The following is an 18,621-nucleotide window of genomic DNA, read 5'->3' as shown; positions in this document are numbered from 1 at the left end:
GAGTACATCTTCCGCGTGGCTGCCCAACGGGTCCGCTGGGTCCATTTAGGATTCCAGTTGGATAGCGGCCGACAGAAACGAGTACCGCTTTGTTCACGAAATCTGCGATCCTGGCGGCGGTGTTGCTGCTCACCGCGGCCACCACGGCTGCCCCGCGCGTGGACGCGGCGCAGGGCGTGCTCCTTCCGGACCTCCGCCAAGCACCTCCAGGGTGCCCAGGCGGATACGCGGGCGATCCCGTGCAGTGCGGTGACTGGGACGTGTGCCCGGTCGTCGATCCCAGCGCTCCCAACGGCCGTTGTGTCGGCGAGACCGCCGCCAAGGCAGTGCGGCTCCGGTTCACCAGCTCGGAAGAGAACATCGGTGACGGGCCACTGCTGCTGTACGGCAACCGAAGCAGCACCGAAAACAGCAGAATGTCCGTCCGCCAAGCACTCCGCGCGGCTGACGGCTCGATCCCGCCTGACTACGCCTCGGCTCAGCAGGCCACCCGCGGGTACACCTACTACGAACCGGCGATGGCACACCAGCACTGGCACCTGATGAACTTCGAACACTTCGCCCTGATCTCGAAAACCGGTGCGACGATCGTCACCGACCGCAAGAACGGCTTCTGCCTCGGCGATCGCTATTCCTTGCCGGACGTCAGCGATCTCGAGCACGTACCCGGCGACACCGGATCGGACGCCGAACTAGCCGAACGGTTGCGGGCCAACAACTGCCGGCACCAAGAACCAAACGCGCTCGACGTGGTCGAAGGCATCTCCGTCGGCTCCGGAGACGACTACACCTACCAAGTCGACTTCCAGTGGCTCGACATCACGCACGTGCCCTCGGGAACCTACGACCTGGTGAACACCGTGAACGACGATCGGACTTTGGCCGAGAAGAACTACGACAACAACTCGTCGTCGGTAAGCCTGTCCATCGAATGGCCGCGGGGAATGTCGGCGGAAGGCCAATCGATCCGGCAGGCGCCGGTGGTCCGGTTTCTTCGCAGCTGTCCGGGTCGGGCCCGCTGCTCCTGACCAGTTCTGTGCCCGGGTCAAGGTTGGGCGCTCCGCCGGGCAGTCCGTGGAAGCGGCCGCGACGACGTTCAAGCCTTGAAGGAAAGGCACCCGCCAGCGGATTCCACGTGGCGACCCGGTGGGCCCGCTGCGGTGGCTGGTGTGCGGTCGATCTTGCGACCAGTAGCGGCGGGTGTTGGCTTGGCGTTCGGTCGAGGGCTGTCCAGCAGATCGGACAGCTCTTGTGGGTCGCGTCGTAGTTCCGGTCGGCAAAATCACCGCTATCGCCGACACTTCCCAAGACGCCCAGTTCGACACCCGGTGCTTCCGCTGTGACTACCTGCAGCGCCTGAACGAGGCATTTGCCCCCGATTCCGGCAGTTGCGCTAATACCCCCAGCGCCACGGGACTGGGCGGAGCGGCGCACTACTGGACCTACGACACCACTGGCAACCGGCTTACCCAGACCCCACGCGATCCAGGCACTGGACACCACTGGCCCCAACGGCAGCAGCCACTCCGCCTACACCTACGACCCCTCCGGCCGCACCCTCACCCAAGGACCCGCGGGCGCAGGACAGAACTTCACCTACGACGCCGACGGCAACCTCCTGCTGACCAAGGACCCGACCGGCACCACCCTGAAACTCAACGACCTGGAACTGTTCCGCGGCACCGGCACGTCCACCACGGTCGGCACCCGGTTCTACACGTTCAACGGCGCACCCATCGCCGAACGCGACGCCAACGCCGGCCTGACGTGGTCGATGACCGACACCCAGAACACCGCCTACGCCACCGTCAAAGCCGACACCCTCGCCGTCACCCAACGCTGGCAAGACCCCTACGGCGTCCCCCGCGGCCCGGCCCCCTCCCTCTGGCCGGACAAACACGGCTACCTGGGCGGATACCGCAACACCACCGGCCTGACCCACCTCGGCGCCCGCGAGTACGACCCCGCGCTCGGCCGCTTCACCACCGTCGACCCGGTGCTCAAGACCGACGACCCGCAGCAGATGAACGGCTACTCCTACGCCAACGACAACCCGATCGGACTGACCGACCCGTCCGGCCTGTGCCCCGGCGTCCCCGACGGCGCATGCCGCCGACCCGACGGCTCGATCGGCGGCGGCGACGCCTGCCGAAACGGCGGCTGGAGCTGCGACAACAACGAAAAGAACACCACCTGCGGTTGCCGGGCGGCCCAGCAGCACCCTGCCAACCACGGCGCTCCCGCCTCTTCCGGCGGGCACGGCCAGGCAGCGCCGAAGAAGCACGCGGCATCCGGCGGCGGTGTGTCCGGCGGGTCCGACGACGGTGACGACGAGGAAGATTTTTGGGGATGGCTCGGGGGCCACCTCATGAAGGCCGGCGAGGCCGTGTACGAGTTCTCCGGAGCGAAGGATCTCGTGGACGGCTGTTTCCGCGATCCCGCAGTCGTCGGGTGCATCAAGGGCGTGCTCGAGGTCGGGGTGTGGTTCGTCCCCGGCGGTGCCGCGGCCAGAGGCACCGAACTCGCCGTCTCCGGCGGTGCTCACCTCATCGAAGGCGAGGTCGGCGCGGAAGGACGTGCCGTTGCCGAAGATCTCGGGGCAAGTTGCAAGCGCAACAGCTTCGCCGGCGACACGCCGGTACTCATGGCCGACGGGACGATGAAACCGATCGAGCAGGTCAAGGTCGGCGACAAGGTCCGCAACGCCGAGCCCGACAACCCCAGCACGGAGTTCCACACCGTCACGGCCCTGCACATCACCGACACCGACCGAGATTTCGTCGACGTCACCATCGCCACTCCCAACGGCCCCAAGAAGATCACCAGCACCGCCCACCACCGCTGGTGGGACGTCACCACCCACAGTTGGACCGACGCCGCCGATCTCCGGCCCGGTGACCTTCTCGACACACCCGGCGACGGCCACGCCGCTGTCCAAACCCTAAGCCGTTACACCACTAGCATCCGTACCTACAACCTCACTGTCGACACCACCCACACGTACTATGTGGCGGCGGGCGCGACCCCCGTACTCGTTCACAACTGCAATGAAAGGGATCCTGTCCATGGTGGTCTTGAGGACGCCGCCTATGACCGAATAGATAATGCGTACGGCCCAGACATAGCCGATGGTGTCGATTACCAGGTAAAGAGGATGCATGACGGCTCCGCCGCTTCTGCGGATCATGATCTTCCTGGCATCGGGCATGACCCCGATGCGTTGGCCGCTTACTTTGCGTCGTGGCGAGGCAAGATGACGCATAAGGATACTAAGACCGGATCGAGCGTGGCATACGACTCCAGGCTAGGCGTACTAATTGTGACGACTGGCCGTAATATTCACGGCTACAGGTACGCTCAGGGTGCTTTTGAAAGTGGGAGGTATGTGACCCCATGAGGACAAAAGTCGCTGCCACGGCGACTCACGGCGGATTTCTTCTGCGGTTGACGGAGGTGCAAAAAGAGTTGATCTGCGAGGCGCTCAGATTCCACGCAGATCGCCCTGGCGGGGACCGCCTCTCGGTTGTGCGCATCGGTGCCGATCGCGCGAGCACTGTTCGGATAATGAAAAAAGTAGCCGACTCGAATTCGAAGCTCCAGATAGATGAAATTCATGTGCTGTTTGCGGCATTGGTCTCCGCTCCGGTCTTGATTCCTTCCGAGGAAGCGTTCTATGAAAGAATCGGGTTCTTTAGAGAGCAGGCATTTGAATTGGCTGGCGGGTTGGCAAGTGCCTTTGGGTGACGCTTGACCGGACCGAAGATTCTTCCGGCCGCGCTTGACGAGGCGACACGTGTCCAGTTGGTGTGCATACACGCCGTATTTCTCAGCCATTGCCTCGACTTCGACGTTCTCCGGGACCGCGTCGTGAGCGCTCGACGAGTACGCTTCGATAAGAGTCGGCTTGCTCTCGCATTAGGTCGAGAGGGGACGTTGCCCGCGTAGACGAGCAACGGGTTCACATGCGGGACGAAGGTTGCGCTCGACACGATGTTCTCGAGGTCCTCCCGCGGGTGCGCCAGGCACTGCGGTTGTCTTCGGCGTAGCCGCCACGGAAGTCGGGTGCGTGTCGGCCGCGCTGCGGAGCGAGAGGGCTGCGTCCCAGGCGCGCTGAGGCGCAATCGCTCGCCTTTCTGTGGCTGGCCTATCGCAGAGCAGGCGAGAGTCGCTCGGCATCCAGGTCCGGATACTCAGCATCCAGCGGCCGGAAGCAGGGCCGCATTGGGTATAAGGGAGATCTGCGGCCTGTCATAGTTCGTGTAACCGGACGGCAGGTTCGGCAGCCGAGACAGGAGTGTGCAGCGAGGTGCCCGGATGTCGTTCGCGATGCCGGGTTACCGCTATGGAGCAGCTGCACATATTGCGCCGACGCACTAGCAGCCGTACCTCTTGCGGGCGGTCTGTGCGTTGACGTCGTAGTCGCCGACGCACAGGTCGACCGCGTTGTACTCCTTCTCCATCGCGTCAGCGGTCTGTTGCAAGTTGAATCCTTGTTCGCGGAACTTGCAGTAGCCGGTGAACCCTGCGGAGATGCTGACGCTCGCGGCGAGGGCGACGCCGGACCACTGGAACGCCGGATTGCCCAGTCCAGCGCTGGTGAGACTGGTGCCGCTGACCTGGGATTTTGGTGGGCCGCCTGGGGCTCGAACCCAGAACCTACGGATTAAAAGTCCGCAGCTCTACCAATTGAGCTAACGGCCCGCGCGCTCAGTCTAGCGGGCTGTGCCCGGCCCCTTGCCGGGGCCCGGCACCTCCTTCGGCTACCGGAGCTTCGCCACGAACCGGGCGAGGTCTGCTGCGTACGCCTCTGGCTGGTCCATCGCGATGAAGTGGTGCCCCGCCGGGTTGTCGACCGGCCAGTGGACGATCTTCGACTCTCGCTCAGCCAGCCGGCGGATCCCCGGTACTCCGCTGTACACCCCGGTCGGCGCGGTCTTCTGTCCCCGCGGCCAGGCGAACCCGGTGCTCGAGTAGAACGACCACGACGACGTCGCGAACGTCTCCGTGAACCAGTAAACGCTCAGGTTCGTCAGGAACGCGTCCAGCATCTCGTCCAGTCCTCGCCCGCCGGCGTTGAACTCGTGGAACTTCTGCGCCATCCACGCCAGTGCGGCCGCGGGCGAGTCGTTCCAGCCGTACGCGAACGTTTGCGGGGCGGTCCGCAGCAGGGCGTGGTGGTCGACGCCGTTCATCCAGTCCTGGGACATCATCTCGGTGAATGCCAGGCGCTCCGCCGAGTCCAGATCGGGCAGGTCGGCGTCAGTGGGAATTCCCAGGCCAGCGGTGAGGTAGACGCCGAGCACCGGACCGACCTGGGCGACCTCCGGGGCCACGTATGCGCCGTAGTCGCCGCCTTGGACGACGTAGTCGCGGTATCCCAGGCGGTCCATCAATGCGGCCCACGCGCGGCCTACCCGGGCGGCATCCCAGCCGGGGCCGGGGGCGGAGGAGAAGCCGAAGCCGGGCAGGGACGGGACGACGACGTGGAAGTCCGACAGGTGCTCGAGCAAGGCCGCGAACTCGACGAACGAGTTCGGCCAGCCGTGCGTCAGCAGGACCGGCGTGGCGTCCGGTGCGGCCGACGGGACGTGCAGGAAGTGCAGGTCGACGCCGTCGATTTCGGTGCGGAACTGGGGGAATTCGTTCAACCGGGCCTCGTGCGCGCGCCAGTCGTAGCCGGTGGCCCAGTAGGACGCGACCTCGCGCAGCCAGTCGACGGGGACGCCGCGGTCCCAGCCATCGCCGGGCAGCTGGGCCGGCCAGCGGGTTTGGGTGAGCCGGGCGCGCAGGTCGGCGAGGGCGGCGTCGGAGATGTCGATGCGGAACGGGCGAATGGTCATGGCCAGGACGCTAGAGGCCATGTAGGTCAGCTATGGTCCTAGATCATGAGTGCGGCGCGGTTGTTGCAGTTGCTGTCGTTGCTGCAGACCCCGCGGCAGTGGCCGGGCAGCGAGCTGGCGCAGCGGCTGGGCGTCGAGGGACGCACGGTTCGCCGGGACATCGAGCGGCTGCGGGAGCTGGGGTATCCGGTCGAGGCGACGATGGGCTCGGAAGGCGGATATCGCCTGGTCGCGGGCAGTGCGATGCCGCCGTTGCTGCTTGACGACGAGGAGGCGGTGGCGATCGCGGTCGGGTTGCGGATGGCGTCCGGACACGCGGTGACCGGGATCGACGAGGCGTCGGTGCGTGCGCTGACGAAGCTGGAGCGGGTCTTGCCGTCCCGGCTGCGGCGCCGGGTGAGCGTGGTGAGCGGCGCGACCGTGCCGCTGCCGCTGAACGACGGGCCGCGGGTGGATCCGGAAGCGCTCACGGCCTTGGCCACCGTGATCGCCAACCGCGAGCGGCTGCGGTTCGGCTATCTCGCCAACGACGGCAAGGCGACGAAACGGCTGGTCGAACCGCATCATCTGGTGTCGTCCGGCCGGCGCTGGTACCTGCTGGCCTTCGACCTCGATCGGGACGACTGGCGGGTCTTCCGCGTCGATCGGATCGAAAACCCGCAGGCCATCGGGATCCGGTTCACCGCCCGAGACCTGCCTGCCCAGGATCCGGCGGAGTACGTGACCAGGAAATTGCACACCTCCCGCCCGACGCATCGTGCGGTCGTCACCGTGCACGCGCCGGCCGACGAGGTGGCGCGGAGGTGGGGCGCGGCCAGCGAAGTGACCGCGGTGGACGCGCGCACCTGCCGGGTCGTCAGCCCGGCCGACACGCTCGAGTGGCTGGCATTCCGGCTGACCAGCCTCGGCCGCGAGTTCGAGGTGCACGAACCCCCGGAGCTGGCGGAGCACCTGCGCGAACTCGGCGGCCGGGCGCTGCGGGCGGCCGGGACCGCGTGATCACACCGCCAGTTCCGCCAGCGATTCCCGCAGCTTCCCGGTCACTTCCACCGGCCGCCGCGATTCGCGGTCCACGAACACGTGCACGAAATGCCCCTCCGCCACCAAGGTTTCCGACGCGGTGTACATCCCGATCTCGTACCGCACGCTCGACCGGCCGAGATGCGCCACCCGCAACCCGATCCGCAGCGTGTCCGGGAAAGAAACCGAGGCGTGGTAAGCACAACGCGATTCCACGCACAGCCCGATCACCGGTCCGGACTCGATGTCGAGACCGCCGCGTTCGATCAGCCAGGTGTTGATGACGGTGTCCATCAGCGAGTAATGCACGACGTTGTTCACATGGCCGTAGACGTCGTTGTCCTTCCAGCGCAACGGAACCGTCTGCCAATGCGGGTAGCTCACCACAGCTCCACCGAATCCCGCAGAATCCCCGCCAGGTCCTCTTCGGACGGAGTGCGCGGCGCGGTGGCCAGCAATCGTTGCTGCTTCAGGGTTCCCGCCACCAGAGAGTCCACATCGGACTCCGTGTAGCCGACCGCGCCGATCCCGGCGGGCAGGCCGATCTCGTTCATCAGCGAGGTCAGCACGGCGGGCAGATGGTCGGCGAAGTCGCCGGACCATTCGAAGTCCGGGGCCAGCAGCCGGGCGACGCGCTGGTGCCGTTCCGGGTTCGCGGCGTAGGTGAACCGGAACGCGGCGGGCGCGGTGAGCGAGACGGCCATGCCGTGCGGCACCATCGCTTCGTCGCCGGGGTAACCGTCGGGGTGGAAATCCCGGACCTGCCCGGCGATGGGGTACGCGTTGGCGTGCGGGATGTGCACGCCGGCGTTGCCGAAGCCGAGCCCGGCGAACGTCGCGGCCAGCGCCATCGCCTCGCGCGCGGCCAGGTTCTCGCCGTCGCGGACCGCGGCGGGCAGCGCCCACGACAGCAGCTGCAGCGACTTCTCCGCGAACATGTCCGCCAGCGGGTTCGCCCCGCAGTACGGCACCCGCTCCTCCGGCCGTTTCCGGTCGAACTCGGTGTAGGGCTTGGCGGTGTAGCTCTCCGCGGCGTGGCACAGGATGTCCATCCCGCTCGCCGCGGTGACCCCGGCCGGCTGGCTGACCGTGAGCCGCGGGTCCACGACCGCCAGCGCCGGGCGCAGCCGCAGGTGGCTGATCCCGCTCTTCACCCGCAGCGACAGCACGTCCAGCACGCACACCGTGGTGCTTTCCGACCCGGTTCCGGTCGTCGTCGGCACCGCGACCAGCGGCTTCAGCGGGTTCGCCGGCGCGCGGCCGCCGCCGACCGGCGCGTTGACGTAATCCATCAGCTCGCCGTCGTTGCTGGTCAGCAGGTTGGCGGCCTTCGCGGTGTCGATGCTGGAGCCGCCGCCGACCGCCACGAACGCGTCGTACGGGCCGGTGCCGCGGGCGAAATCGACGGCCTTCTGCATGCTGACGTCGGTGGGCTCGACGTGCACGCCGTCGAAAGTCTCGGCCGCGATCCCGTAGCCGCGGATGCCCTCGGCGATCCGCTCCGGCCAGCCGGTCGCCGCGACGACCGGGTCGGTCACCACCAGCACGCGGCGCGCGCCGAACTGGCTCAGATCGTATCCGATCTCGTCGCTCGACCCGCTTCCGTATTTGAGCGCCGGAGCCCCATAAGTGAAAACAGTCTCATGTTCGGCGGGTGTCACGACGGCGTCCTCCCAACTGGTGGGCGGCCCGATCCGGCAATCGGCACAATCCGGCGGCGAGTTGCTCAAGATCACTTGACGCCGGTTCACGGTGCCGCCCTAAGCTCTCCTCATTAGATACCAAGTGGGAACCACCGTCGCGCAAACGGCCGTACGCGTCTTGAACGAGGCCCGGGTCCGCCGGGTGTACGCGGTCGTCGGTGAGTCGTTCCTGGAATTGCTCGACGCGCTTCGCCGCGAGCGCGACGTCACGCTCGTTTCGGCCCGCCACGATTCGGGTGCGGCCTTCATGGCCGAGGCCGAGGGCAAGCTCACCGAACGCCCCGCCGTGCTGCTCGCCAGCCGCGGTCCGAGTGCTGCCGCGCTGGTCATGGGCGTGCAGACGGCGTACCAGGACGAGACGCCGATGGTGGTGCTGCTCGAAACCCCCGCGCTCGACCCGGTGCTCACCGGCGAGGTCCCGGCATCCGATTCGACCGGGATGTTCGAATCGATCGCCAAATGGTGCGTCCGCGCGGACGATCCCGACGACGTGCCGCATCTGCTCGCCGAAGGCCTCGCCCGGTGTCGCGAGGGACGGCCGGGCCCGGTCGTGATCGGGGTGCCGAGCGACGCGTGGGGCGTCCCGTACGACTCGGCCAAACCGGTGGCGAAGGTTCGCCCGCCGGCCACCGGAACGCTGGGCCGTTCGGCGGAAGCGGTGGCCGGGCTGGTGGACGAAGCGCGCTACCCGGTGGTCATCGTCGGCGGGCGCGCGCGGTCGGCGCGCGACGAGCTGATCGCAGTGGCGGACGAACTGGCGCTCCCGGTGTACAACGCTTTCCGCCGCCAGGACGCGTTCCCGGAGAACCACGCGCGCTACGCCGGACACCTCGGCCTCGGCATCCCGGCGCGTCAGCTTGACGCGCTCGAACGAGCCGACCTCGTGCTCGCGCTCGGCACACAGCTCGACGAAGTCACGACGCAGGGCTTCCGCTACCCGACTCCACAGCAGACGCTTGTCCTTGTCGGCACTGGCATCGATGAACAGCGCCGTCGCGGCCTCACGTTCCGCGTGGACACTGAGGTCGAGCCGTTCCTGAAGGAGCTGCGCGCGATCGCTTCGCCGCGTACGCGCAGAGCGTCGGCCGCGAACGCTGCCGTGCACACCTTCATGACACCGCCGAACACAAGCAACAACACGCGCGTACATCCGGTCGATGTCGTGCGCGCGCTGCGAAAGCTCGCGCCCGAGGACACCATCGTCACGAGCGACGCTGGCAACTTCGCGCAGTTCATGCACCGCTACTGGTGCTTCACCGCTCCGCGCAGCCAGCTCGGTCCGAGCAACGCCGCGATGGGGTACGCGGTGCCTGCGGCGGTAGCGGCCAAGCTCGCCGAACCGCGGCGCGCTGTGGTCGCGATGGTCGGCGACGCGGGCACTCTGATGACAGGGCAAGAGATCGAGACCGCTGTGCGTTACCGCGCGCCGGTGATGGTGGTGGTGTTCCAGAACGGCTTGCACGGTCCACTCGCGATGCATCAGGCGCGTACGCACGGCCGGCTGTCCGGAGTAACAATCCCGCTGACGGACTTCGCGTCGTGGGCGCGCGGGCTCGGCGCGGCGGGGTACACGGTGGACGATCGCGAGCGGCTCGAACCGATCATCGCGAGCGCGCTCGTCCGGCAGCGGCCGTGTGTGATCGATGTCCGGACCGACCCGGATGTGGTGACCCCCGACGTGCGGCTGAGCACGCTTCTCGGAGCCCCGCGTCCTTCCGGGACCTGAAATCTTCCTGAGAACACAAGGAAACGCCAGGAATGTTCGGTAGCTGGCGGGGGTTGGCTCAGGTAACCTGAGGGCGTTCCCGGGGTTCGGCATCCGGACCCGGTTCGCCCGGCGAGGTTCGCCGGCGTTCGGTTGGGGAAATTCCCGGGTGGACACGTTTCCCGGCTCGGTTCGCGGCCGTTCGGCGCGTTTCAGGGGTGGGGACAACCGGTTTCGGCCGGATTTTGTCGGTGCCGGATGGCACCATCGCGGTCATCCCCCGCTCGGGGCGGGGAAGGAACGAGGGGAGTTCGTCATGGCCGACGAAAAGGACGGGAAATCCCGTACCGCGGGGACCGCTGCTCGCGGCCGCGCCCGGTCCGGTGCGCTGGTGTCGGTAGTGCGCGAGGAGCCGGAACAGGGCCCATCCGTCGAGGTGCCCGCGCAGACCCGGTCCGGAGTGGTCCCGGTGCTGTTCAGCGCCAGCGCGGAGGCCCACGACGTAGCCGTGGTCGCGTCCGACCAGGGCGCTGACTGGCGTTCGCCGTTCGGCGCGCCGCTCCGCCACGCCAGCGGGGAGTGACCCGGTCTCGCGAACTGGGGTGAGTCGGCTTGTCCGCGCCCGCTCCGCTGTGCTTTACTTTAGTTGGTCTCGATTTTTGTGTTCGTGGTTTAGCACGCTCGCAGAACTCAGCGGGCGTGGGCTTCCTCTCCGGAGAACGCATCTCGCCCGTGTCTGGGCCCAGGACGTCGGTCGGCTTCCTGTTTTGGTGTTATGTATGGAGATTGTTTAGATGACTGAGGGCACCGTGAAGTGGTTCAACTCCGAGAAGGGGTTCGGCTTCATCACTCCCGACAACGGCGGCGGCGACGTCTTCGTGCACTACAGCGAGATCCAGGGCAACGGTTTCCGTACCCTTGAGGAGAACGCTCGCGTGCAGTTCGAGATCGGCCAGGGCCAGAAGGGCCCGCAGGCCACGTCGGTCAGCCTGATCTGACCTGCGTCTCATCGCTAAGTCGCCACCACTCCCGGTCGCGGGGGTGGTGGCTTCTTTCGTCTCTGTCGCCGGAGCGCCGCCGAAGCCGTCTCACGATGCGGATTGTGTTGCGCGGCAAGGCTTTCTGTGCCTGACCGGCCATTGTGGATCACCCGATCGTGGCGCGCCCGGGTGGTCGTACGCTCCGCGGGCATGAGCGAAAACACTTATCTCGTCACCGGGATGTCCTGCGGCCACTGCGCACAGTCGGTCACCGAAGAACTGACCGAGGTGCCCGGGGTCGAGAACGTCTCGGTCGACGTCGAAACCGGACACGTGACGGTCCGCAGCGCCGAAACCCTCGACGAGACCGCTGTCCGCGCCGCGGTCGAAGAAGCCGGCTACACCTACGAAGGGCTTGCTTCCCTCGTTTGAACGATAGGTAGCCGCGCCGGAACCCAGGGTAGGCTCTGGCCGGCGTGGAGGCACGGCCGATGCAACGTCCGTGCAACCCTTTCCTCCGCGCGGCCGGACGCGTGTGCTGGTCCCCTGGCGGCAGCGGACTTGGGGGGATGCTCGATGGGGGAAGTCGTTGCGGGAATCGTGGCGAACCCGGCGTCCGGACAGGACATCCGAAGACTCGTCACGCAGGCGTCGGCCGTGCCCGTCGAGGAGAAGGCCAACCTGGTGCGCCGGCTGCTGTCGGCGTTCGCGGTGACCGGCGTCGACCGCGCGCTGCTGTCCTCCGACCTCGGCGGCATCTCCGCCGCGGTGCTGCGCGACCTCGGCCGCGATCCGTTGCCCGAGGTCGACTTCTGCGACGAGGACACCCTCACCGGCACCGCGCAGGACACCATCAACGCGGTGCGCCAGATGGTCGACGCGGGAGCCGGCGTGATCGTGTGCCTCGGCGGCGACGGCACGGCCCGGGTCGCCGCCAAGGCCTGCGGTGACGTGCCGCTGCTCGCGCTGCCGACTGGTACCAACAACGCGTTCCCGCAGGCCGGGGAGGCCACCGTGGCCGGGCTCGCCGCCGGCATGGTCGCGAGCGGCCAGGTCGACGCCGACCTCGTGACCCAGCGGGTCAGCATGCTTGAAGTCGTCACCAAGAACCGCCGCGAGATCGCGCTGGTGGACGTCGCGGTGTCGATGAACAAACACGTCGGCGCGAAGGCGCTCTGGGATCCGACCGCGCTCACCGAGCTGTATTGCACCTTCGCTGAGCCGGACGGCATTGGCTTGTCGAGCATCGCCGGACAGCTGTGTCCCAGCTCTCGCTCCAGCGCGGACGGTGTGGCGCTTCAGCTCGGTCCGGTCGACAGTTCCGCGTACGTGGTGCACGCCGCGATCGCGCCCGGTGTCGTGCGTCCAGTCGGCGTACGCGGTTGGGGAGTGCTGCGCCCCGGCGTACGCGTGGACCTTGCCGCAGGTGGCGGCGTTATCGCGGTCGACGGAGAACGCGAACTGGAGCTGAAGAACGGCGAAGGTGCGTACGTGGAACTGCGCGCCGACGGCCCGTGGTGCGTCGACGTACGCGCGGCAATGGCCGAAGCGGCAACCCAGGGGTTGCTACGCAGTGCTGCTACGAGCAGAACCGGCGAGAAAGGCCGAAGCCACGGTCGGTGCGCTGGCTGAGATCACGTGCAGGTGACACCTTCCGGGTGTCGTGTGCTGCGGCTTGCCCGACCGGCTACCTTCTGCGAGTGGCACACGGGGAGGATCGGGGATGAGCAGCACTGCGACGCGGCCGGAAACGACTGCCGAGCCCCCACCGGAGGAATTTCGGGGCCGCAGCGGAATCGCCGGCCTGCTGGACCTGCCCGGCCAGGCGGTGCGCGCGGTCGTCAGATCCACGACGACCACGCCCGGCAAGCTTTCGCTGATCGCGGTCGCGCTGGTGCTGCTTTCGCTGGTGGCCGGACTCGTCGGCGTGTTGTCCGTCAAAGACAAGGACAACACGATCAACGGCCTGATCGAGCACCGGGAACCTCTCGCCTCGGCCGCGCAACAGGTGTTCCGCTCGCTGTCGGACGCGGACGCGACCGCGGCCAGCGCCTTCCTTTCCGTCGGCACCGAACCGCCCGCGCTGCGGAAGCGGTACGAGCAGGACATCGCCGAAGCGGGATCCGCGCTCGCCCGCGCGGCGTCCGACACCGCCGAGGTCGGCGACGCCGCCCACCAGGTGGACATCCTGAACCAGAAGGTCCCGGTCTACACCGGGATCGTCGAGACCGCGCGCGCGAACAACCGGCAGGGTTTCCCGTCCGGTGCTTCGTATCTGCGCGAGGCTTCGCAGCTGATGCGCACGACGATCCTGCCCGCCGCGGACGCGCTCTACCACGCGCACACCCAGAAGCTTTCCGACGAGCAGGACAGCAGCAGCGACGTGCCGTGGGCGGCGGTCGCGCTGGTCGTCGCGCTCCTCGCGGCGCTGGTGGCCGCGCAGATCTACTTGACCCGGCGGACGAACCGGGTGCTGAACATCGGGCTGCTCGTGGCCACCGGCTGCATCGTGCTGTCGCTGCTGTGGGGCGCGGTCGCGCTCGTCGTGCAGGGCAGTCTCGTCGCGACCGGGCGCACCGACGGCACGTCGCAGGTCGACATCCTGGTGCGGGCCCGCATCTACGCGCTGCAGGCCCGTGCGGACGAAACCCTGACGCTGGTCGCGCGCGGCGACGGCGGCGCGTACGAGCAGCAGTTCATCAAGCTCGCCGAAAAGCTCGTCGGCGCCGACGGCAAGGGCGGTCTGCTCGGCGAGGCGCGCGGCCTCGCGTCCGGCACCACGGGGGAACAGAAGATCGAAGCGGCGGAACAGGCCGCGCGCGAATGGTCCCTTGCCCACCTTCAGGTCCGCCGCCTCGACGACGGCGGCCAGTACCAGGAGGCGGTCGACTTCGCGACGAGCGTCAGCCCGAACAGCGCCGCCGCCGCGTTCGCCCGGCTCGACACGAACCTGCAGGCCGCGATCGACGTCTGCCGCCAGGAATTCCTCGACAGCACCAGATCCGGCGACAACGCGCTCACCGCACTCGCGGCGGGGGTCGGCGTGCTGGCGGTGCTCGCGGCGGGCGGCGTCACAGTCGGCGTGCGAGAGAGACTGAGGGAGTACCGGTGATCCGGTCGCGGCACTTCATCCGGACTGCCGTGCTCGCGGTGGTCGCGATTCTCGCCGCCGCCTGCGGGACGGCGGCCCAGCCGATGGAGGCCGCGCCAGTCACCGACGCGGCCTGGCCCACCCCGGCGGGCGTCGGCGGCCCGGACGCCGCGGCCGGAGGCGATTCCGACACCAGCTGCAATCCGCTGGCCAGCCTCGCGCCGAATGGCCTGGACACCTCCGGACCGAGCCTGCAGAAGATCAAGCAACGCGGGAAGCTCATCGCCGGCGTCGACCAGACGACCTACCTGTTCGGCTTCCGGAATCCGAAGACCGGCCAGCTCGAGGGCTTCGACATCGACCTGGTCAACGAGATCGCCAAGCAGATCTTCGGGTCCGACGGGCACGTGCAGTACCGGGCGATCACGTCGTCGCAGCGGGAAACCGTGCTGAAGGAACACCAGGTCGACGTGGTGGTCCGGACCTACAGCATCACCTGCGCCCGCCGCAAGCAGGTGCAGTTCTCGTCGGTGTACTACGTGGCCGGGCAGAAGATCCTGGTGCCGAAGTCGTCGAACGCGCAGTCGCTGACCGACCTGGCCGGGAAACGCGTGTGCGCGGCGGCGAAGTCGACCTCGCTCGCGAAGATCGCCACCGACCCGGCCAAACCGGTCGCGGTGTCGGTGCCGAACTGGTCGGATTGCCTGGTGATGCTGCAGCAGGGCCAGGTCGACGCGGTGTCCACGGACGACACGATCCTGGCCGGCATGGCCGCGCAGGACCCGACGGTGAAGGTCGCGGGCGAGAAGATGACGCAGGAGAATTACGGCGTCGGGATCCCGAAGGACGAGGAGGACCTGGTCCGCTTCGTGAACGCGGTGCTCGAGAAGATCCGCGGCGACGGCACCTGGGCGAACAGTTACCAGAACTGGGTCGGCGCGCGGCTGGGACCGGCGAGCCCGCCGTCCCCGCAATACGGGTGACCAGGCCGGTCTCGCGGCGCGAGTTGTACGTTTTGAGCGGCAGGTTTGCCGCGGGGAGCTCGGGAGGTAGTTGTGTCGGAGGAGGCGCGCCGTCCTCGGCACGCAGCACCGGAGGGGGACGGCGACGAGGCGAAGGCCGCGGACCAGCCGTCCGGGCGGGGCGAGGCCGAGTGGACCCCGCCGCCGCCGGTGCGCTGGGACACCCCGGAACCGTCGGTGTCCGGACGGCTGAACCCGCAGGCGGATCCCGACGCGGAGACGTTGATCAGCGCTCCGGTGCAGCGTCCGCAGGGCGCTCCGGGTGCTCCGGCCGGGCAACCCGGGCAGCAGGCTCAGCGGGGCGCTCAGCCAGGCGCTCAGCCGGGCCAGGCCCAGCAGCCGAGCCAGCCCGGACAGCCAGGCGCGGCCGGACAGCCCGGTCAGCCTGGACCGGCCGGGCAGCAGCCGCGGACGCAGGGCCGTCCGGCTCCGCGCGCTGGCCAGCCGATGCCGCAAGGCCGTCCGCAGGGCCAGCCGCCGTCGCAAGGCCAGCCGTATCCCGGTCAGCCCGCGCCGCCGTCGCAGGGCCAGCCGTACCCGCCGCAGTCGCGCACCGGGCAACGGCCAGTGCCGCCGAACCGCCCGCAGCAGACGCAGGGCAACCGGCCGTCCCGGCCGCCGGAGAACCGCGCCACCGGCCCGAACTCCGGTCCGATCCCGATGGGTGCCGCGGCTCAGGGCAAGCCGCCGGCTGACGGCGGGGACGCCCCCACGCGTCCGCCGGGCGACCTCGCGCCGGTGATCCTGCCGCAGTCGAACCAGCCGGTCGCTCCGGTCGACCCGGCCGCGCCGATGCCGACCAGCGTGCTGGCCAGCCCGACGCCGCACACCCAGAGCATCATGCCGCCGACCCCGCGGGTGGCCCCCGCCGACGGCGGCCCGCTGCCCGACCACGGCACGGACAGCGTCCTGCCCTCCGGAGGCAGCGAGGGCCACGGCACCGGCACGCACGGTTCGCAGGGCTCGCAAGGCACCGGCACGGGCACCGGGACCGGTTCGTTCCCCGGCACCTCGCGGCGCACCGGCTCTCGCGGCACCCGCCGCTCCCGGCGCGGAAGGCTCGGCGCGGGGCTCATCGACGTGCCTCCGGTGCCGTACCGCGATCCGTCGACCGCGGTGCTGGCGAACCCGGTCGTAGCCGAGGACAAGCGGTTCTGCGGCAACTGCAGCGCGAAGGTCGGCCGCGGCAAGGACGGGCAGCCGGGCGAACCCGAGGGCACCTGCGAAAAGTGCGGCACGCCGTTCTCGTTCGTCGCGAAGCTGAAGCCGCACGAGCTGGTCGGCGGCCAGTACGAGGTGCTCGGCGCGCTCGCCTACGGCGGTCTCGGCTGGATTTACCTGGCCAAGGACCACAACGTGTCCGACCGCTGGGTCGTGCTGAAGGGCTTGATCGACACCGGCGACTCCACCGCGATGGCCGCCGCGGCGAACGAGCAGCGGTTCCTCGCCGAGGTCGAGCACCCGAACATCGTCAAGATCCACAACTTCGTGCAGCATCCGGACCCGCAGACCGGCAACACCGTCGGCTACATCGTGATGGAGTACGTCGGCGGCCAGTCGCTGCGCCAGCTCGCGCTGCAGCACCACCGGGAGAGCAACCGGCCGGAGCCGCTGCCGATCGGCCAGGTCATCGCGTACGGCCTGGAGATCCTGCCCGCGCTCGGCTACCTGCACAGCCAGGGTCTGCTGTACTGCGACCTCAAGCCGGACAACGTCATCCAGACCCGCGAGCAGCTCAAGCTGATCGACCTCGGCGCGGTGCGGCGGATCGACGACTACGAGAGCCCGCTGTTCTTCACCACCGGCTACAGCGCGCCCGAGCTGGCCTCGCAGGGCGCGTCGGTGTCCTCGGACCTGTACACGGTCGGCCGGACGCTGGCCGTGCTGAGCTTCGAGTTCGCCGGGTACACCCGCGAGTACAAGAACACGCTGCCCGGGCCGGACCAGGTGCCGTTGTTCGCGCTTTTCGGGTCGTATTACCGGTTCCTGAAGCGGGCCACGCACGCTGATCCGGATCGGCGGTTCATCGCCGCGGACGACATGGCGGACCAGCTGACCGGGGTCTTGCGCGAGATCATGGCGCTCGGGACCGGGCAGCCGCGGCCTGCCGCGTCGACGGTGTTCGGGCCGGAGAGCCGGACGTTCGGCGTTCATCTGGTGGTGCCCGAGCAGGGGGAGCGGGTGCCGTTGCCGGATGCGGCCGAGGTGGTGGCCGGACTGCCGATTCCGCAGGTCGACACGGACGACCCGGCCGCTGGTGTGCTCGCGACGACGACCGCGCTGGATCCGCATGAGGCGATCGAGGCGTTGGCCACCGCGCCGCGGGAGTCGATTGAGGTGCGGTTGCGGATCGTGCGGGCTCGGATCGAGCTGGGCGAGTTCGTGGAGGCTCAGCGGCAGCTGCAGGCTGCGCAGTATTTGGCGATCTGGCATGGGTTTCCGCATGACTGGCGGATCGACTGGTATCGCGGGCTGATCGAGCTTGCCGGTGGGCGGCCGCGGGTGGCGCACGTGGCGTTCGACGCGGTTTACGACGATCTGCCCGGGGAGATCGCGCCCAAGCTGGCGTTGGCGGTCAGTGCTGAAGGGGTGGGGGATTACTTTGGCGCGGCTCGGTTTTACGAGCTGGTGTGGCGGACTGACCGGACTTATGTGAGTGCGGCGTTCGGGCTTGCGCGGGTGTATCTGGCGCAGGGGGCGCGGGAGAGCGCGGTGGAGGTGCTGGAGGGGGTTCCGGCTACTTCTACGCATTACGTGGACGCGCAGGTCGCTGCGATCAAGATCAAGACTCGGGCTCAGGGAGTCGGTACCGGCGAGCATCCGACTGTCACGGAGGGCGACCTGGTCGACGCTTCGGGGCGGTTGCAGCGGCTCAACCTCGACGCCGAGCGGCACACGCGGCTCAGCGCGGAGGTGCTTGAGGCGGCATACGACTGGTTGAAGGTGCCTGGGCAGGTTAAGTCCGGGGCTTCGAAGGTGCTGGGGTGTGAGTTGGAGGAGCGGGACGTTCGGTTCGGGCTGGAGCGGTGTTACCGGTCGTTGGCTCGGTTGACGGACAACGCTAGTGATCGGATTGCGTTGGTGGATCGGGCTAATGCGATTCGGCCTCGGACGTTGACCTGAGTTGGCTCGTCGCCCTGGCGGGCGACATTGCTGTTGATGGGTTGCGTGGGGCCCCCGAAGCTTGATTGTGCTGACGGTTCGGGGGTGCTTGTCAAGGCGGGAAAGATGCCTTGACAAGCACCCCCGAACCGCAGGGA

The 18,621-nt window shown here is 68.3% G+C and carries 15 protein-coding genes and 1 tRNA gene; 12 read left to right on the top strand and 4 right to left on the bottom strand.

Annotated elements, in window-relative coordinates:
* Positions 1-89: 89 nt before the first annotated feature.
* From F9C12_RS21670 to F9C12_RS21660, 3 genes are all read left to right on the top strand, one after another.
* Positions 90-1,028, top strand: a complete 939-nt coding sequence (locus F9C12_RS21670) for a lysyl oxidase family protein (protein WP_409461644.1) — start codon at positions 90-92, stop codon at positions 1,026-1,028.
* A gap of 341 nt (positions 1,029-1,369) precedes the next feature.
* The gene (locus F9C12_RS21665; RefSeq protein WP_409461643.1) at positions 1,370-3,397 is read left to right on the top strand and encodes an RHS repeat-associated core domain-containing protein; all 2,028 of its coding nucleotides are present in this window, start codon (positions 1,370-1,372) and stop codon (positions 3,395-3,397) included.
* A complete protein-coding gene (locus F9C12_RS21660) occupies positions 3,394-3,744 on the top strand; it encodes a hypothetical protein (protein ID WP_409461642.1) in 351 nt (116 codons plus the stop codon). Before F9C12_RS21665 ends, F9C12_RS21660 begins: the two co-directional genes overlap by 4 nt.
* Before the next feature lie 881 nt (positions 3,745-4,625).
* Here the strand turns inward: F9C12_RS21660 and F9C12_RS21655 are convergent.
* Together F9C12_RS21655 and F9C12_RS21650 are read right to left on the bottom strand one after the other, a co-directional pair.
* Positions 4,626-4,701, bottom strand: a tRNA-Lys gene (locus F9C12_RS21655).
* A 59-nt stretch (positions 4,702-4,760) separates the two neighbouring features.
* Complete coding sequence (locus F9C12_RS21650) at positions 4,761-5,840, bottom strand: epoxide hydrolase family protein (RefSeq protein ID WP_409461641.1); 1,080 nt, start codon at positions 5,838-5,840, stop codon at positions 4,761-4,763.
* A gap of 45 nt (positions 5,841-5,885) precedes the next feature.
* Here F9C12_RS21650 and F9C12_RS21645 point away from each other — a divergent pair, with 45 nt between their 5' ends.
* Complete coding sequence (locus F9C12_RS21645; protein WP_409461640.1) at positions 5,886-6,839, top strand: helix-turn-helix transcriptional regulator; 954 nt, start codon at positions 5,886-5,888, stop codon at positions 6,837-6,839.
* Here F9C12_RS21645 and F9C12_RS21640 read toward each other — a convergent pair whose 3' ends face one another.
* Both F9C12_RS21640 and F9C12_RS21635 read right to left on the bottom strand, forming a co-directional pair.
* On the bottom strand, positions 6,840-7,247 hold the full coding sequence (locus tag F9C12_RS21640) for an acyl-CoA thioesterase (RefSeq protein ID WP_237597856.1): 408 nt from the start codon (positions 7,245-7,247) through the stop codon (positions 6,840-6,842).
* Positions 7,241-8,521 carry a hydroxyacid-oxoacid transhydrogenase gene (locus F9C12_RS21635; protein ID WP_409183703.1) on the bottom strand — a complete coding sequence of 427 codons (1,281 nt, stop codon included), beginning with the start codon at positions 8,519-8,521 and terminating at the stop codon, positions 7,241-7,243. Before F9C12_RS21635 ends, F9C12_RS21640 begins: the two co-directional genes overlap by 7 nt.
* Before the next feature lie 124 nt (positions 8,522-8,645).
* On the opposite strand from F9C12_RS21635, the gene F9C12_RS21630 reads away from it, so the two are divergent.
* The 8 genes from F9C12_RS21630 (at position 8,646) to F9C12_RS21595 (ending at position 18,484) form a co-directional block, all read left to right on the top strand.
* On the top strand, positions 8,646-10,289 hold the full coding sequence (locus F9C12_RS21630; RefSeq protein WP_409183702.1) for a thiamine pyrophosphate-binding protein: 1,644 nt from the start codon (positions 8,646-8,648) through the stop codon (positions 10,287-10,289).
* Positions 10,290-10,584: 295 nt separating this feature from the next.
* A complete protein-coding gene (locus tag F9C12_RS21625) occupies positions 10,585-10,851 on the top strand; it encodes a hypothetical protein (protein ID WP_409461639.1) in 267 nt (88 codons plus the stop codon).
* Between the two features lie 211 nt (positions 10,852-11,062).
* Positions 11,063-11,266, top strand: coding sequence for a cold-shock protein (locus tag F9C12_RS21620; protein WP_009071749.1), 204 nt, complete (start codon positions 11,063-11,065; stop codon positions 11,264-11,266).
* A gap of 192 nt (positions 11,267-11,458) precedes the next feature.
* On the top strand, positions 11,459-11,680 hold the full coding sequence (locus tag F9C12_RS21615) for a heavy-metal-associated domain-containing protein (protein WP_409461638.1): 222 nt from the start codon (positions 11,459-11,461) through the stop codon (positions 11,678-11,680).
* A 144-nt stretch (positions 11,681-11,824) separates the two neighbouring features.
* Positions 11,825-12,880, top strand: coding sequence for an ATP-NAD kinase family protein (locus tag F9C12_RS21610; RefSeq protein ID WP_409183699.1), 1,056 nt, complete (start codon positions 11,825-11,827; stop codon positions 12,878-12,880).
* Positions 12,881-12,971: 91 nt separating this feature from the next.
* A complete protein-coding gene (locus tag F9C12_RS21605) occupies positions 12,972-14,360 on the top strand; it encodes a hypothetical protein (protein ID WP_409183698.1) in 1,389 nt (462 codons plus the stop codon).
* A gap of 29 nt (positions 14,361-14,389) precedes the next feature.
* A complete protein-coding gene (locus tag F9C12_RS21600; RefSeq protein ID WP_409186816.1) occupies positions 14,390-15,322 on the top strand; it encodes a glutamate ABC transporter substrate-binding protein in 933 nt (310 codons plus the stop codon).
* A gap of 699 nt (positions 15,323-16,021) precedes the next feature.
* Positions 16,022-18,484, top strand: a complete 2,463-nt coding sequence (locus F9C12_RS21595) for a tetratricopeptide repeat protein (RefSeq protein ID WP_409467050.1) — start codon at positions 16,022-16,024, stop codon at positions 18,482-18,484.
* The last annotated feature ends 137 nt before the right edge of the window (positions 18,485-18,621 follow it).

It is taken from the genome of Amycolatopsis sp. GA6-003 (assembly GCF_046267895.1).
GTDB lineage: Bacteria > Actinomycetota > Actinomycetes > Mycobacteriales > Pseudonocardiaceae > Amycolatopsis.
The sequence above is the reverse complement of the archived record's forward strand: the minus strand, read 5'-3'. Positions and strand labels throughout refer to the sequence as shown.